Origin of the sequence: Roseibium sp. (assembly GCF_965276855.1) — a bacterium.
Taxonomy (GTDB): domain Bacteria; phylum Pseudomonadota; class Alphaproteobacteria; order Rhizobiales; family Stappiaceae; genus Roseibium.
Map to the genome: position 1 here is coordinate 926,057 of NZ_OZ255700.1, position 15,764 is coordinate 941,820.

Annotated in this window: 17 protein-coding genes; 3 read left to right on the forward strand and 14 right to left on the reverse strand. The window is 60.5% G+C overall.

Annotated elements, in window-relative coordinates; genetic code table 11:
- Positions 1 to 7: 7 nt before the first annotated feature.
- Together ACQY4Z_RS04150 and ACQY4Z_RS04155 are read right to left on the reverse strand one after the other, a co-directional pair.
- Positions 8 to 763, reverse strand: a complete 756-nt coding sequence (locus tag ACQY4Z_RS04150; protein WP_428526920.1) for an HAD-IIB family hydrolase — start codon at positions 761 to 763, stop codon at positions 8 to 10.
- A complete protein-coding gene (locus ACQY4Z_RS04155) occupies positions 764 to 2,293 on the reverse strand; it encodes a glycosyl hydrolase (protein WP_428526922.1) in 1,530 nt (509 codons plus the stop codon).
- 92 nt (positions 2,294 to 2,385) lie between these two features.
- Between ACQY4Z_RS04155 and ACQY4Z_RS04160 the strand changes: the two genes are divergently transcribed.
- A complete protein-coding gene (locus ACQY4Z_RS04160; protein WP_428526924.1) occupies positions 2,386 to 3,159 on the forward strand; it encodes a DUF1194 domain-containing protein in 774 nt (257 codons plus the stop codon).
- A gap of 20 nt (positions 3,160 to 3,179) precedes the next feature.
- Here ACQY4Z_RS04160 and ACQY4Z_RS04165 read toward each other — a convergent pair whose 3' ends face one another.
- Positions 3,180 to 4,358 carry a phytanoyl-CoA dioxygenase family protein gene (locus ACQY4Z_RS04165; protein ID WP_428526926.1) on the reverse strand — a complete coding sequence of 393 codons (1,179 nt, stop codon included), beginning with the start codon at positions 4,356 to 4,358 and terminating at the stop codon, positions 3,180 to 3,182.
- Positions 4,359 to 4,443: 85 nt separating this feature from the next.
- Here ACQY4Z_RS04165 and ACQY4Z_RS04170 point away from each other — a divergent pair, with 85 nt between their 5' ends.
- The gene (locus ACQY4Z_RS04170; protein ID WP_428526928.1) at positions 4,444 to 5,469 is read left to right on the forward strand and encodes a LacI family DNA-binding transcriptional regulator; all 1,026 of its coding nucleotides are present in this window, start codon (positions 4,444 to 4,446) and stop codon (positions 5,467 to 5,469) included.
- A 14-nt stretch (positions 5,470 to 5,483) separates the two neighbouring features.
- On the opposite strand, the gene ACQY4Z_RS04175 is transcribed toward ACQY4Z_RS04170, so the two are convergent.
- The 8 genes from ACQY4Z_RS04175 to ACQY4Z_RS04210 all read right to left on the reverse strand — a co-directional run bounded on the left by ACQY4Z_RS04175 (position 5,484) and on the right by ACQY4Z_RS04210 (position 14,283).
- Entirely contained in the window at positions 5,484 to 6,185 is a 702-nt protein-coding gene (locus ACQY4Z_RS04175; RefSeq protein WP_133950978.1) for a helix-turn-helix transcriptional regulator, read from the reverse strand.
- Between the two features lie 12 nt (positions 6,186 to 6,197).
- A complete protein-coding gene (locus ACQY4Z_RS04180) occupies positions 6,198 to 6,578 on the reverse strand; it encodes a VOC family protein (RefSeq protein WP_428526930.1) in 381 nt (126 codons plus the stop codon).
- A gap of 150 nt (positions 6,579 to 6,728) precedes the next feature.
- On the reverse strand, positions 6,729 to 7,619 hold the full coding sequence (locus tag ACQY4Z_RS04185; protein ID WP_428526932.1) for a glycoside hydrolase family protein: 891 nt from the start codon (positions 7,617 to 7,619) through the stop codon (positions 6,729 to 6,731).
- A 60-nt stretch (positions 7,620 to 7,679) separates the two neighbouring features.
- A complete protein-coding gene (locus ACQY4Z_RS04190) occupies positions 7,680 to 8,405 on the reverse strand; it encodes a DUF2793 domain-containing protein (protein WP_428526934.1) in 726 nt (241 codons plus the stop codon).
- Entirely contained in the window at positions 8,398 to 12,285 is a 3,888-nt protein-coding gene (locus tag ACQY4Z_RS04195; RefSeq protein WP_428526936.1) for a baseplate multidomain protein megatron, read from the reverse strand. Before ACQY4Z_RS04195 ends, ACQY4Z_RS04190 begins: the two co-directional genes overlap by 8 nt.
- Positions 12,285 to 12,761 (reverse strand): NlpC/P60 family protein, encoded by a 477-nt coding sequence (locus ACQY4Z_RS04200; protein ID WP_428526938.1) that lies wholly within the window; start codon positions 12,759 to 12,761, stop codon positions 12,285 to 12,287. Before ACQY4Z_RS04200 ends, ACQY4Z_RS04195 begins: the two co-directional genes overlap by 1 nt.
- Positions 12,739 to 13,629 carry a DUF2163 domain-containing protein gene (locus ACQY4Z_RS04205; protein WP_428526940.1) on the reverse strand — a complete coding sequence of 297 codons (891 nt, stop codon included), beginning with the start codon at positions 13,627 to 13,629 and terminating at the stop codon, positions 12,739 to 12,741. The genes ACQY4Z_RS04200 and ACQY4Z_RS04205 overlap by 23 nt, the downstream gene beginning before the upstream one ends.
- 18 nt (positions 13,630 to 13,647) lie before the next feature.
- Positions 13,648 to 14,283 (reverse strand): phage distal tail protein, Rcc01695 family, encoded by a 636-nt coding sequence (locus tag ACQY4Z_RS04210; RefSeq protein WP_428526942.1) that lies wholly within the window; start codon positions 14,281 to 14,283, stop codon positions 13,648 to 13,650.
- A 98-nt stretch (positions 14,284 to 14,381) separates the two neighbouring features.
- On the opposite strand from ACQY4Z_RS04210, the gene ACQY4Z_RS04215 reads away from it, so the two are divergent.
- Positions 14,382 to 14,636 (forward strand): YdcH family protein, encoded by a 255-nt coding sequence (locus ACQY4Z_RS04215; RefSeq protein WP_040451743.1) that lies wholly within the window; start codon positions 14,382 to 14,384, stop codon positions 14,634 to 14,636.
- A gap of 22 nt (positions 14,637 to 14,658) precedes the next feature.
- Here the strand turns inward: ACQY4Z_RS04215 and ACQY4Z_RS04220 are convergent, their stop codons facing one another.
- From ACQY4Z_RS04220 to ACQY4Z_RS04230, 3 genes are read right to left on the reverse strand one after another with little or no spacing between them, the layout of a single operon-like run.
- Positions 14,659 to 15,192, reverse strand: a complete 534-nt coding sequence (locus ACQY4Z_RS04220; protein WP_428526944.1) for a phage tail tape measure protein — start codon at positions 15,190 to 15,192, stop codon at positions 14,659 to 14,661.
- On the reverse strand, positions 15,185 to 15,409 hold the full coding sequence (locus ACQY4Z_RS04225) for a phage tail assembly chaperone (protein ID WP_428526946.1): 225 nt from the start codon (positions 15,407 to 15,409) through the stop codon (positions 15,185 to 15,187). Before ACQY4Z_RS04225 ends, ACQY4Z_RS04220 begins: the two co-directional genes overlap by 8 nt.
- Positions 15,409 to 15,756: a gene transfer agent family protein gene (locus tag ACQY4Z_RS04230; protein WP_428526948.1), complete on the reverse strand. Its 348-nt coding sequence runs from the start codon at positions 15,754 to 15,756 to the stop codon at positions 15,409 to 15,411. The genes ACQY4Z_RS04225 and ACQY4Z_RS04230 overlap by 1 nt, the downstream gene beginning before the upstream one ends.
- Positions 15,757 to 15,764: the final 8 nt, after the last annotated feature.

The following is a 15,764-nucleotide window of genomic DNA, read 5'->3' on the forward strand; positions in this document are numbered from 1 at the left end:
GCTCGAACTAATTTTCAACGTCTGACCGTGGAATGGCGTTGAACGCCGCCAATCCTTCCAGGACGCCGGCCGCATGATGGGCTGCGGCGTGATAAGTCTTGTCTTTCGGCATTGCAGCCAACAGTTCCGGGCGGGCGTTGCCGACCGCAATGGCTTTGCCTGCGGCTTCAAACAAAGCCAGATCGTTGCCGGAATCTCCGGCTGCAATCGTGTCTTGCAAGGCGATCCCGAGATGATCTGCCAGATAGCGCATGGCAGCGTCCTTGCCCGCCTCTGGTGCCAGAATGTCGAGATCACTCTTGCCGGAAAAGATATGTTTGAAGGAAAACCCGGCGTCATTGAGGCGCTGGACAACCAAGTCCACCTGCTCCTGGCCGGGCACCGCGAAACTTGCCTTGCCCGGCGTTTGAAACACCGCGTCGTGCGGCGTATGGCCCATCTTGAGCACCGCTTCGCGGATCTGAACATCCGGCCAGGCATCGAACTGCTGCGACCAGGAGGATAACAATGTGCCCTGTAGCTGGATTTCTGTTCCTAAACCGGTGATCACAGCATCTGGCGCGAAAGTATTTGGGAAATAGGACCGGAGCGTTTCATCGACACTGGGCGCCGGCCGGCTGGAATTCAAAGCAATCTTGAGCCGACCGCGGTGCCGCTCCAGAACCTGCCACAGCCTGCGAAGCGCGGCGGGGTCCCCGGTAAGCGTGTCATCAATGTCCGAGACCAGTAGAAGCGGTTTCGCATTGTCGTTTTCCGCGCGCACTCAGGCCTCCTCTTCAGGGGCAAAATATGTGGCGGTGTAAACCTGCTCTGCCGCAGCTTCCGTGACGGGCCGGCTTAACGTCTCTATCGTCAAATGGCTGAGGCAAACCGCTGCGCTCTCGGTGTAAAACCCGACCCCGCCCTCGGCGAAACTGTCATCAACCAGCGACAACACCACATACCCATCGACCGAAAACTCGATATACATCCCGTGAGCGACCACCTCGACCTGCCAAGGCCCATGCGCGTTGCCCCGGAAATGGGCTTCTTGCAGCGGTGCATATCGGAAAGCGTGCTCAAATTCCGGCGTCGGATTGGCGCCCCAGGCCCGCATTTGAGCAATTCCGTTGACCAGATCGAGCGACAGATAATACCCGTCCCCCTCATCATTCATGCGCAAGACAAGACCGGTCTTGCCCAAACCCTCAAGGGTCAGTTCGGCACGTAACCGGAAATCCTGGTGAAGGCCGGGCATAAGAAAAGCCTCGTACCCGCTCTTGCAAGACAGATGCAGGCCGTCTTCGCGGTCAATCACCGAAGCATGCGGATTGGCGTAGAGCTTTTTGCATTGATAGGAGGCGGTTACACTCTCGCTGCGCGTCACCAGATCGTTGAAGCCTGAAAAAGACTTAGCTTTCAGCCGGCCCGCGGCATCCGTCACCAGTTCCTTCGGCGGGGGCAGCAGCTTTTTGACGCTCTCCCGGCCGTAAACGACTTCCGTCTTTGAGAAGAAGTTGAACAGCAGCAAATCGCCACCGTTATTACAGATGCGCCCCGCATAGTTTCCCGACGGCATCAAGACATTGTCGAAGAAGTTTTCATAGGGTCCGCGCAGCTGATCGGCATACCAATAATGGATTTTGATGTCCTCGCGGATCGAGCCCATCAGGTAATACCGGCCGTCCAGCTTGAAGAGGTTCGGCACCTCCACATCATCATACAAACCGGGCCGGTGAAGCGGTGCTTCAAAAACGAACTGATCGGGCGCTTCCTCAACGGCGAGCGACACACAGCCCCGCCGGATGATCGGCCCGTCCTTGATCCGGGCTGAGGCAAGTAGCAGGCGCTCTCTTGTATCGGGATCCTGAAAATAGAATGGATCGCGGAAGCTGACCCATTGCCGGCCTTCATCGATCGAGCTTTCGTAATGTGGTCCCGGCACCTCGATCGGATAGGTTTTCGAGGTCGAGCGCTCCCAGTGATAAAGGTCCTTGGACCGCGCAAGGCCAACCCGCTGCACCCGGCCGAATTCCGACCGCGCAAGACCAGTGTAGAACATCCGCCAGCTGCCGGGCCGTTCGGGATCCGGGGTCACATGCATGGTCCACAGCATGTCATCGTCCCAATCGCCCGGTTCCCCGACGAACAGCGCATTTTTGACACGCCGCCAGGTCATCCCGTCCGGGCTCACGGCGTGTGCAATAAAGTCGTGATTGGGCAGAACGAGATGAAAAAGATGAAATAGGCCGTCGTGATAGACCACATCGACATCGCCGATGTCGGATCTCAAGAAACCATGGGATGCATACATGCCCCGAGCGTACCCCGGCTGTTTTGATTTCTTCAAGTGTAGCCGGAACTTATTTTGCAACGCAACATGAAACAATGCTTGTTCTTTGCAACATGAAAACCAGTTACCCTGCAACCATGGCCCAACTTCATCTCAAAAACACATTGCCACTCGGACAAACGCGCCACCGTTTGAAAGCCGTCCTAAAGGCCGGAATTGTTTGCGGCCTCGCAGGCGTCCTGCAAATGACGGCTGGCAGCGTGGCGCAGGCATGTTCCGTGGCGCTTGTTCTGGCGATGGACAGCTCCGCTAGCGTTGACGCACGGGAGCATCAACTCCAGATCAAAGGGCTCGCCGATGCGTTTTTGGACCCGGATGTGGTCAACGCCATCGAAGTGGTTGGCGGAATATATGTCACCGCTTTTGAGTGGAGCGGCCGCTATCAACAAGTCGAGCAACTGAGCTGGCGGCTCCTCAATGACGGCGCCAGCGCAGCTGCAGCTTCCAGCACACTTCGGCAAGCCGGCCGCGGCTATACAGAGTTTCCGACCGCGCTAGGCTATGCGCTGGGGCACGCGGCCGTTTTGATGAAACAGGCCCCCGCCCATTGCCGCAGGAAGGTGATTGATGTTGCCGGGGATGGCATCAACAATGACGGGTTTGGCCCCGACAGCGCCTACAAGGCGTTTGACTTCAACGGCATCACGGTCAACGGCCTGGTGATCGCCGGACCAGACTCCGTACCGGTCGACTACTACTACGCCGAGGTGATCCGCGGCCCTGGTGCATTTGTCGAGGTCGCCGGCACCTATGATGACTATGCCGAGGCGATGAAACGCAAGCTCATCCGCGAAATCATCGGCAGCGGTCTGGCATCGGCTGATTAGGCCAGGACCTCAGACCAGAGCTAAGTTTGGCGGCGTCCTGCTTGTCCGGTCAGCGCGGTCTCGAATTTGTTGCCGGACCATTTTTCCGCCAATGCGCGAAGCATCAATTGTTTCTGGGTTTCTGGTGCCAGCCCGCCAACGGGAGGATCACGATCGAGGTTGGTGGGAAACGAATACCCCTCCGCACAGGCCGAAACCGTTGCTTCCAATGCCCGGATGTCAGCCGTTCCCGACAGAACCATATCCAGCAGCACCGGATATAGCGCGCGGCACATTGCCATACGGTCCACGCTTTCCATGGCTCGGCCAAACGCGGAGGAAATTTGCAGAAGATTTGCCATGCGTTGGATGTTTGAACTCGTGTTGGCACCAGCGGCATGAAACAGCGCCGGGTTGAAAAACACCGCGTCCCCCTTCGACAGGGGGAGCTGAATATGGGCGCCTTCGAAGTAGTCCTTGAACGCCTCCAGACGGTAAGCGGCATATCCCGGGCGGTAGAGCTGTGAGAACGGCAGGAGTTTGGTCGGCCCGCTTTCGACCGGCATTTCCGTATGTGCAACAGCCCCTTGCAACGTCATGACCGGCGAGAGATCATGCACATGAGCCGGATAGCGGGCACACTCCGCAGCGGTCTGAAATCCGAGATGGTAATCCCGGTGGGCTTGTTGCGCAGCGCCACCAGGGCGAACCAGATTAACCTGTGCTGTCATTTGATAGTTCGGACCGAGCCAGGCTTCACACACGGCATCAATCGCCGGATTTGCAAAGTAATCCGCAAAGACATCTGGAGCCGCCACACACAGTTTTTGTAGCGAGTTCCAGATCCGGTCATTCGATCCGGCGGCGGCAAAATGGTCAGCACCTCCGCCACTTCGGGCTTTTTCTTCCTCAATGATTTGATTGTAAACGTCTGTTGCTCGGTCAATCGGAGCCGTGTCGGGAAAGGCCCCTTCCAGAACAAGAACACCGGAGAGATCCTTGAGCACTGTCGCCCACTCGGCCATGAGCCGGCGCCGGCTGCTCTCACCCTGCAGTGAATTCTGCAGGTCATTGATCCGATAAACGGGAACATTCTTCAGAACACGGTCCGCATGTGGAGCATCGGCCATGTCCAGCTGACGGCCGATCAAGGCGATGAAGGCGTCCAAGTCACAGCTTGTCTCGTCGAAGTAACCGGTGGGGGTTATCTGCTGATCCATGGTGTCCTCCCTGACTGGATCTTTTGAGAAGCTTACCAGTCATCAGACTTGCGGTTGGACAAAAAATCCATCAAGAATCCATCAAATGACACATCGCTTTCCAGTTAAGGAGATTGCACTTCAGTCCGGTTTGAGCACGGCGACCGTTGACCGTGTCCTCAACAATCGGGCTCATGTCAGTCCGCAGACCCGACGCCGGGTGCAGGATGCGATTGAGGAGCTCAGCCGTCAGGAAGGACAGCTTGCGGCCCGTGGAAGACGCGTTTTTCTGGATGTTCTGGTGGAAGCACCGACGCGTTTCAGTCGCGAGATCCAAAGAGCCAGCGAAGCGGTGTTGAGCGAATTCAAACCCATCGCAATCCGGCCAAGGTTCAAGCTGTTTGAGACGATGACACCAGAAGACTGCGCTTTGGAACTGGAGCGGATCGCCCGGCGGGGAAGCCAGGGTGTGTGCCTGAAAGCCCGCGACACCGACCTCGTTCGCGCGGCGATCAACGCCCTGACGGACAGAGGTATTCCGGTGGTTACCGTTTTCACTGACAATCCGGGCTCCGGTCGTCTGGCCTATGCCGGTCTGAACAACATTCGCGCCGGTCAAACCGCCGCCTATCTTATGCACAAGTGGCTGCCGGCCGACGCAGCCACTGTGCTCACCACACTGAGCCAGCACAGTTTCCAAGGAGAAGAACACCGATATGAAGGGTTCAGCAACCAGATGCGCGCATTGCGTCCCTCAATTCAGCTGCTGGATGCCAGCGGCGGCGGCGGACACAATCCGGCGACCGGCAAGGAAGTAACCGGGCAGGTTTTCAATCAGAAACGGGTTGATGGCGTCTATTCCATGGGCGGCGGAAACCGGGCCATCCTCGCCGCTCTGGAAGACATGGGGCTCCAGCCAACCACTTTTATCGCGCATGATCTGGATGAAGACAATCTTGAGCTTCTGGCCCAAAACAGACTGTCAGTCGTGCTCTATCATGATTTGAAATGCGACATGCGGGCGGCGTTCCGGCAGTGTCTCGCCTTCCACGGGCTCGCGGAGGCGCCATCCCAGCTGGAAAGTGACATCCAGATTGTCACCCCGATGAACCTGCCGGCAGACTATGCGTAAGCAACGCGCTTTTTCTATGGATCCGGTTTGCCGTGGCCTTCCGCCTCCATGAGGCGATAAAAATCCTTGAGGGTCGTGCCCGGTTCCGGCCGGAACTTTTCGCCTGTGTCCTTGACGTCCGCCATGCGGTCCAGGCGGAACATGCGGAAATCATTGCGCAATTCACACCAGGCCACCAGCGTCCAGACTTTGCCCCAAAACCAGAGGCCGAGCGGGCGGAGCACACGGTCCGAGGTCTGCCCCTTGGCGTCCGAATAGGAAATCGACAGGCGTTTCCGGTTGTCGGCGGCAAGCTCCAGAAAGTCGATCAAGGCGCGCACGTCCTCGGTCATTTCCGGGGCAAAAGCGTGGATTTCGATCTCGTTCTGGCGCACGCGCATCCGCTCCGGAATGACAGCGTCGATCTTGACCATCGCCTCTTCGGCGGCGCGGGCCATCGCTGCCCCGCCCCAGGCCCGGATAATCCGGGCCCCGGCCAAAAGCGCTACGATTTCATCGCGGGTGAACATGAGAGGTGGCAGATCATAGCCATCGCGCAGAATATAGCCGACCCCGGCCGCGCCCTCGATGGGCACGCCCGAGGCCTGAAGGTCGGCGATGTCGCGGTAGATGGTCCGCTCAGAGACTTCCAGCCATTCGGACAGCTGGCGCGCCCGAACGAGGCGGCCGCCGCGCAGATATTGAACAATCTGAAACAGGCGGTCGGCGCGTCTCATGCGGGTGCCGCCTTAGCTGTTGACGGCGAACATGCCGATGGAATTGCCATCCGGATCAATGCCGTAGGCAAACCGGCCGGCCGGGATCGGGATCGGATCGGAGATGACCTCACCGCCTGCCTTGGCAAACCGCTCCATTGTCTCCTCCAGCGTGTCCGGGCAGGCAATGTGGATGGTCGGACCTGTGCCCCTTTCAGCCGGTGTGCCCGGGTAAAGATGCCCGGCAACTCCGTTTTCCTCGCTGGTCGGGAACATGGCAAAAGGATTTGGCCCCATATCAGTGACAAGGTTCAATTCTGTCTGGAAGACGTTGTTGTAGAAGACAATCGCCTTGTCCAGATCAGAAACGGGAATTTCCATCCAGACATTGAAATGCTGAGGTTTGAAAGTCATCGGAATGCTCCTGAATTGCGGTAACAGGAAGCACCCTATCAGCCCCCTCCTGACAGCTTCCTGTCAGGAGGTTTCAGGAATTTTTGCTCATCTCTTAGAGGGCCACCACCCGAATTTGGTGGCGGCCGTTTGAATTTGCTCAGACTGCGTTCAAAGACTGCTCAGGTTTTCCTTGAGCCATAGAAAAATCGCGCCGCGGCGTTGCCAAAGCCACAGGAGAATAGCGCTGAGGCTGGGGACACCAGTGAGGATGAGCGCGGCTAGTGCGCCAGACAGATCTTCCAGAAGAAGCCCGCTGCCGGTGAGAAGTGTCAGGATGCCGACGAGGCCAGTGCCGTTTCGAAGGGCGATGGCCCGCTCCAGTGCCGAACGCGTCGCAGGCCCGGGGGTGCCATCAACGGCAAGAGGCGGATACGCCTTTTGAAAGTCTTTGACCGCTGCCTTGGTCTGAGCCCCAAAAAACCCATCAATCGGGCCCGGATCAAAGCCGAGCATCTTCAAGGAGCGCTGCAGCTCCATGATATCGCTGCCCGGCGCTGGTGGTGCTGCAGCTGCGGCCAGTCCATAATCGCCGTGTTCCAGGAGCCGTGCTTCCGCCGTTCGGCGTTTGACCAGCCCTTTCAGGCGCTGGCCGCCGGCCGTCAGGCCCGTTTGTGTCAGGATGCGGGCGGCCTCAGAGACCTTGCCCGCCTTCAGCTGCTGGGCCCAGCGCCAGGAGAGCGCCCGGCTGCCGAGATTGTAGACCACCGAGACGCAGGCATCGAACTGGGTCTGTGGCAGGCCGGGAAGACCTTTGCGCACGGGCGGTGCGTATTCCTCATCCAGAAGTGTCAGGAGCAACTTGTTGGCCTGATCCCGCGAGATCCTGTCCCCGACCGCCAGCCCGCGGCCATGCCGCTTGCGCCACCACCCGGCAAAGATCCGGCTGCGCATGGTGAAGCCGTAGCCGATGGTGACCACACCGGCGGGGTCCAGATAGCCCCGCGAAACATAGCCTTCATGTGCCGCCAGAAAGGCGAGCCCCTGATCGCTGACTTTCATGCGTTTCTCCAAGATTGGATGTTCAAAACAAAGACGCTGTGAGGTGGTGGCTGTGATCGCTCACACGGCAGGCGCAACGGGAAAGAAGCAGTGCACCGCAAGACGCACGGTGCCGCCGCTGAACGCACCACCGTTCGCTGTGAGCCGGACAGCGGTATCGGTGTAAAACGCCGTTGGTCCGATCACGCCAAGATTGCTGCTGCCCGCAGCTATCCCTAAGGCCCCGCCGAATTTGGTCGGCTCGCCTGATAATCCGCAGCCGTAGGACGATGCCCCGGTGACTGCAGCCACCGTGCGGGTGGAAACGCAAAAGACAATCGCCCGGCTCGGGATGATCAAACCTGTCTCGGCAAAAGTGCCGGACAGCGCGGACAGCTCTGCCTCGATCACCCGTTGCTCGCTTTGCGCCCCGAAGCTGCCGCGTGCCAGAACGCGCGTTTCGGACAGCGGACCATCCATGTCCCGCCAGGTCCCGGAGAGAAACTTCAGGTCCAGCCCCTCCGCCAATATATGGATGGTCAGCCCGTCAAAGGGCGCATGAAACGCCCAGGCCCCGTTGCGCCACTCGGCCAGCTCGCCGTCCCGGCCCGCCCAGTCACCCGTTGCGCCCGTTGCAATAAGAAAGAGATCCCCCTCATTGGCGGCGGGCGGTGCGGTCAAATCACGGGTCTGCACGACCGGTTGGCTAAGCGCGTCGAGGATCAGGAGCGCCTCGTTGTGGGTGACATGTTTCTGAGCCTGGGCGGCCGCCAGCAACGGGAGGGCAAGACGTAAGGTCTCAGACATGACGGACAGCCTTTCGCTCATAACCGCGCCCCGTGCGTTGGGAGAGCTGGGCAACGGCAAAATGGATTTCGCCGAGTGTTCCGCCGAAGTCGGCAAGTTCCTCAGCGCCTGGGTAAAGGACAGTTGAGTTGTCGGAGGTCAGCGTGCGCAGAACCGCGCCCTGGTCTGTCAGGATGTCGATCTCATAGGCTTCAAACTCCTCGCCAAGCGGCACTTCGGCCTGTTCCCAGCTGAGACCGCTGTCCCGCGTCTGGCGGATCCAGCTAAGGACAATGCCTCCCCCCGACCGCCGGGCCTTGAGGTGAACCGGGGCCAGGGGCCTGGCCGCCCGCTGGGTACTCGCGTGGCTCACTGCCACCGCAGCCGGATCGTCCAGCGCCCGCCCCTCCGGCACAATTCGGTAGTTGAGGCTGAGGCCGGATTGATCGCTGGAGACCGGCACCAGCGGTGTCCTGTCTTCTGCGAGCAACACCACATCGGCCCCCAAAGCCGCACCGCTCAGCATGTCGGTTTCCGTACCCCTTTGCCCCCGCAACAAGGTGCTGAGCCGGTAGGTTTTCGGCGCAATAAGTTCCGCGGTGACAAATTGCAGGATCTCCCAGCCTCCGGACTGGCAACGCACGGCCATCGCGTTCGCGCCTGCCAAGACGTCGGCTTCAGTCCGGCTTTGCAGCTGGCCGTCAAGGAGCGTGACCTCCAGAGTGTTTGCGCGGTCAAACACCCACATCGGCCCCGGAGCCAACGGCACGGCCAGGGTTCCAATACTTGCTGGCGCAGGAATGCTCATGATGGCTGCAAAACCGGCCTCCGAGGCGCTGCGCATCACAGTCAGTCCGCCCGGCCAGGGTTTGGCGTAGGCCGCAATGCGCACGGCATCATCCGGATCGCTGGCGTTAAGTTTTGGCAGGTCCAGAAACACGACATAAGGCGGGCTCAGGTCGGAATTCTGATACCCGCCGCCGGGGGCATCCGGACCGCCAGCTGCCGCGGACAGCTCTGCCGTAATCCGCACCGCCTCGATCCGGCGGATCCCGGTATCTTCAATCGAAGTCACGCGCACGGTGAGCGGCGGGTCAAATGTGGCGGTCGGTGTGCCGCTCAAGGCAATGACGTCGCCCGGCTCCAGATCAATCCGGTCAGGGCCAACGGCAAACGACAGCCGTTCGCGTTCCGACCAGATCCGGTGAAGACGCCGGTCTGCCGCTATGCTCAAGGGTTCGGGCATGGAACTTGCCGGCAGCAGCTGCGTTTCCACCTGGCGGCTGCCGCCTTCCAGTCTGCGGGACGCGGAGACCCGGCGGCGGAAATCACTGACCGGATCATCCGCCCCGAAGCGGATTTCAGCGGAGAGTTCGCTCGCCTGTGCCCGTGTCCGCGAGAGCAGCGGCTCGTCCGAGCCCGGATCGGCCAAATCTTCCGCCTGAAGGGTGGACACTGTTTCCGGCAGAACAGTCGAGAGCTCGATATGCGTGCCCCGGTCCGAGGCCTGACCGGAGAACGCGGTCAGCACGGGCTCCAGCACATCGCGCGCGCTGACAGGGCCGCTCAACGTGTATCCGTCGAGACCTCCCGCAAGACGGAAGACCTTTACATCTTCATCTGATATGCCGTAGTCGGCGAGCACCGCCTTGCACAGGCCTTGAATAGAGATGCCGCCGAGCCGGCCGGAGAGCCAGTGCCCGAGCCGCCAGTTGCCCCCATCGGCCCAGACGTTGGAAAACATCGGAAAGGCCGGAAACGGGCGCGCGTCCCAGGTCCAGAGATAGATCCCGTCCGGATCGACCATCCGCCCGCCATAGACTTGAGACACGGGATTGTCGCCCGCATCAAATTCCGGATGGCTGTTCGACCACCAGCTGAGCGAAGCTTCCAGCGCCCGGCGCTGGCTGACATCATCACGAAAGCCGCGCGAGAAGTAAGGGAACGCACTTTCCGATGACTTCGGGTCGACGAACACATTCGGCTGGTTGGCGCTCCGGTCGATGGCCGGAAAGCCAAGCTCGGTAAACCGGACAGGCTTGGATTGCGGCACCCAGCCGGTCGGGGCTGCGTCCTCAACACCGCCCACCCGCTCGTAATGCAGTTCTTGCCAAAAACTCCAGATGTCCTTGGTCCGAAAAACCCAAGGCTTGTTGTAGGCGCCGTCCGTGATGGCGGTGCGGGTGCCTGTGGTCCGGTCCGCGTTGTTGGCATAATACCAGTCGTAGTATTCCCCGCCCTTGATCCCGGCGCGCAGATTGGCAAGGTCATAGCCGCTGAATCCACCGCCCGGATCGCCGTCGTCGCGCAGATCGCTCAAGGGCAAATAATTGTCGATGCCGATGTAGTCGATCTCTGGCGACGCCCAAACTGTATCGAGGGGAAAGCGCAGTTCGGTATCAGAGACCTGATGCGCCCCATATTCAGACCAGTCCGCCGCATAGGAGATTTTGACGCCGCTGCCGACAAGCGCCCGGACGTCCGACGCAAGCAAGCGCAGCTGGTCGGCGAACGGATAACTGCCCCCACCGGCATGCGCGCGGGACATGCCACGCATTTCCGTGCCGACCAGAACGCTTTCCACCCCGCCTGCCGCCTTTGCGAGCGCCGCGCAATGCAGGATATGCCGGCGGAACGACCATTCATCCGGCCCATTGTAGGTAACCGTGCCGCCGCTGACGGAAAAATGCGCCGCCGAGGCCGTCCCGACGAAACTTGAAACGTCCGCCGCAACCGGGCCCACCGGAACGATGCGCCCCCGCCAGGGGTAAGGTGCCTGCTCCGCACTTCCATATGGGTCCGGCAGACCGTTGCCAGGTGGCACGTCCATCATGATGAACGGATAAAGCAGGACCTCCAGACCGTGCGCCTTCAGATCCTGAATGGCAGAAATCACGCTGCTGTCCGACGGCGTGCCGCCATAGGCAGGCCGCCCGTCGATACGTGACACTTCGTCGGCCTCGTCACGTTCAAGCCCGGCCACACGCCAGACATCGCCCACCGTGACCGTACCATTGGCTTCCACCTTCGGCCGGACGGTGCAGGATCCGGCGCGCAGATCATCGCCGAACCACGCGACTACCAGCGCAACGCGCTTGAGATTGGGGCACAGCGCCAGAAGTTCCTCGATGGATTCGGTCCAGTCAGAGGTGCTCGCAACCATATGCCGGTTGATGGGCCGCTGCTCGCCGGGGCCCAACACCTCGGAGACCACACCCGGCGCGTAGGCGAACTCCCCGGCGCCTGGAATGATCGTGATCGCCCGGACCTGGTTTTCCAGCGGTTCGACCGGCCGGATCACCTCAAAACTCAATTGCGGCAAGCGGTTGCCGAAAGGTTCCAGATCCAGCCGTTCAAAGACGACATAGGCCGTGCCCCGGTAAGCAGGCGCCGTCTCCTGAAGCGCTGTAATCAGCGGGTCGGGCATCTGATCATCCGACCCGTAATAGAGCCGAAATGTGATTTGCCGTGTGTCGAGCTCCTTGCCGTCCGCCCAGATCCGGCCGACCCGGGCGATTTTTCCTTCGCACAGGCCGACGGCGAAATTGGCGAAATAACTGTAGGTGGTGACGGTCGCGGTGCTGCGGCTGCCGCCCGCCTTGCCGCCCTGTTCCTCCGTGGTGACGACTTCCTCGAAGTTGGTCGCCCAGATCAGCTGCCCTGCAAGGCGCACCCGGCCATAGACCTTCGGGATGGACGCGCCCTCGCTGGACGATTGCACGGAAAGATCCGCCAGGCGGCTGCCTTCAATGTCCCGGGAGGCTCCGCCGCCAAACACGGACTGATCGATCAGATTTCCGGCAAGCGAGCCCGCCGCCTTGCCGATGACCCCGCCAAACCCGCCCAGACCAAAGGCGGCCCCGGCGGCCTTTCCGGCCGCTGCCAACACGAGCGTTGCCATTAGTCATGTTCCTTCGGAAAGGTGAAACTTGCTGCGATCCGCCGCTGCCAGCTTGGCACCAACGGACTTTCGATCACCCCGACCCGCTCATAGGCATGGATGAGGCGGGGTGCGTTTTGAAGCGATGCACTCAGGATGCCGACATGTTTGGCCGGCACACCATTGCGCCAGCGGAACACCAAAACGTCGCCGGGTTTTGCTGTCTCCGGCGAGATCTCAAAAAGCCAGCGCCGTCCAGCCTCAATCAGTGTTTCGCGTCCGCCAGTTTCCGCCCAATCTGCCGAATAGGCAGGTAAGGCCTCAGGTTCGGCGCCATAGAGCGCGCGCCAGATGCCGCGCAGGAGACCCAGGCAATCGCTGCCCGCGCCCCGGCAACTTGCCTGATGACGGTAGGGCGTTCCGATCCAGCGGCGCGTTTCGTCAAGAACCGCCCCCCGGCGGGTGTCCATCGGATCACTCGACACGGGCGCTGCCATCGTTAAGCCCCGTATTGCGGCTTGGATAGGACAAGGCAAAATCGCTTCCGGGCATATGCGGAAACCCCTGATAATTCAGATGATTGGCAAACTTTGACCGGCAGGTTTGAAGGTCCTTGGAACAGCCCGCCCGGACCTCGATTTCCGTTCCCGGCGCAAGTAGCTCGGGTGCAGGCTGGAACAGGGACAGAACAGACACGGCATCTTCCTGCCGGTGACTGGCAACTTCGGATGCAAATCCGGCAAGTGGTCCGGTCAACACCGTCACTCTGCCCCGGCTGAACCAGCCATTTGCAAAGCCATCCAGCCCGGTGACGCGAAGCCATTCGCGTTGTGCGACTGTCACCGTGGCCACCGCCTGATACGCCGGGTTGGTCAGATCAACCTTGCACCGGCTGTCGCCGAGATCCGCATCGCAGATCCGGGCAAACACCCGCCCCTGCCGGCTCTCCAGCAAATGCGCCAGCCCCCGAAGCTCCGCCCGAAACACCGCCCCTGCACGGCCGACCTCGCCGATGTGCGCACGCCTGAGAAGGACATGATCAGAAGGCGATTGCCAATTGACCAGAAAGACCCGGACCTCCGCATTGTCCCACAGACCTGCTTCCAGATCGGTCTCCAAAAGCGCCGTGCTTTCTAGCGTTCCGGAGACATCCCCGCCGCCGGTGGCAAGATCCGGCCCGTCGGTCATCGCCGATGGTGAAAGGCCGTTTTGCGGCTGGCACACAACCCCTTCCACGCTCAAGGCCCGGTCGTGATCGGTAAACCCGAGCCGGACGCCATCTGCGCGCGTGACGATCCAGCAGGTCGCAAGGGTGGTAATCCGGCCGCCAAGATGCGCGGCCAGTTCTGGCGGCAGAGTTTTCATGAATTACCTGCTGTGCTCTTAGAGCCGGATCTCGACCAGTGGGATCGAGGGAATGTCGCCGGCTTCAAAATGAGTCAGGCTGAGGTCCAGGCGGTCGGTGTCGAACCGGACCGGCACGTCGAACAGGAACCCGGCTGTAACGGAACTCCCTACGGACGGCGCTGCGGAAAACACGATGTCTCCCATCGACGCATCGACCTCAAAGTCCATCCCGACGGTTTGTTCTACCCCGGCCACTGCTACCCGCACACTGCTTGCAACCGGCAACCGGATGGCCCGGCGATAGGCCAGATCACCGCTCCCGTATGTCTTGGTCAAGGGAAACCGGACCGTGCTGCCGTCTCCTTCCCCGATGGACTGATCCACGGCTTGAGGCAGGTTGCCTGCCATCGAACTCGCATGATCAAAGGGGTCCCGCAGACGAAAGCCGTAGAGACGGCCGCGCGCTTTCTCAAACAACGCGAGCACAGCCCTCAAGTCTTCAAGCGACCGAACTCCGGTTGCCGCATCGTAATGGCGGCGGCTGTCGGCCCAGCGCGCATTCCGGGTCTCGTAGCCGGTCGCCAACGGAACAATTTCTGTCCGGCGCTCCGGCCCGCCGAGTGCTCCAAAGGCAATACTTCCCGGAAAACACTCATTCAGAAAGGCGTCCATGAAAATCTCCGTCGCAAATCGGACTTTGATTGATCTGTCTCAAGGTGTTTGGAAGCTGGCGGCGGCACTTTGGGGGCCTCTAAAGGAGGCAAAATAGAATGAGTCACGTTCCTCACGAACTGCATGAAGAATTCCCGGACGCGGCAGACGCGCTCCACACATTGAAGACCACCGATGCCCATTTCGCCCGCCTGGCCGAAGAGTATCACACCATCAACCGCGAAGTGCACCGCATCGAAACCGATGTGACACCTGCATCCGATGAAGTTCTTGAAGACCTGAAGAAGAAGCGCCTTCACCTGAAAGACCAGATTGCCGCCATGCTTGCGGCTGCGGCAAACGCCGGTTCCTGAGCCCCTCCTTTTCAGGCCGGTGTTAGAGCCCGCGTCGTCCCCGTCCGACGGCGCGGGCCACCATCGCCGAGACCTGAGCTTCTGACCGCCGGAAACTTTCGGCATCCTGCGCAGTCACATTTAACTGCACTGCTGGAATGGGGGACCGGCCGCCCTCCGCGGACCTGACCCCCAAGCGCCCATCCGCTCCTCTGGCAAGGGGCAGAATCGCCTCCGGACCGGCTTCGCCCATCAAACCGGAAACACCATTTCCCATATTGAATAGCGCCGGAGCGCCGACCACTCCGCCCTTGGCAAAAGGGATAATTGTGTCGAAGAGGCTGCCTGCGGCCTTTTCCAGAGGCGCGAGCGCTGAATTCAGCACCCGGGAGGACGCGGACAACGCGATCTTCTTGAAGACGCTTTCGAGCGATTTGCCATCCACAAGGGCCGACTTGAGGCCGCCGACAAGACTGCGGGAAATGTTTTGAGCGCTGCGGTCGATCTCCATCATCTTCGTCCGGAACTCCTCGAGGTCCGCCAGCGGGACATCAAGATCCAGATCACGATCAGTCATGAGGTCTTTCTTCCTTCTGGTCTTCGGCACGGCCGCATGTTGCTGTGTCCGGATGGGTTCTGATCAGCTGGTTCAATTCGGATCGTTTTAGGCCATCCGCCGCGTGGCCAAGACCCAAAACAGCCTCAAGTTCCCGCGGCGTCGCCGCCCAAAACTCGGCCGGTGTCCAAGCCCAGCGCGTTGCAGTTATCCGCAAAAGATCTGCCCAGGGCAGCATTAAGATGCTTCCGCCAGCGGTTCGTCATCTTCCGTAGAGGGGGCACCAAACGCGGCCGTCAGGAGGTCGGCCGTGATCGCGGCGAATCCGGCGACACCGCCAGCGGCTTGCATCATCGCCACCTGATCATTGGTGACATCGTGGCCTGCACCTCTCAAGCCGGCCCCCAGCAAAATGATCATGTCGGATGCCGACAAGCTGTCCGGTGAAAACCTCTGAAGCAGGGCTGGAAGGCTCTCGCATTTGTAAGCCGCCTCCAGCTCGGCCAGCGCGCCAAGTGTCAGAACCAACGTCCATGTCCGGCCATCAAGTTGAGCAGAAATCTCTCCACGGTATCTGTTTGGCATCTGTTTTC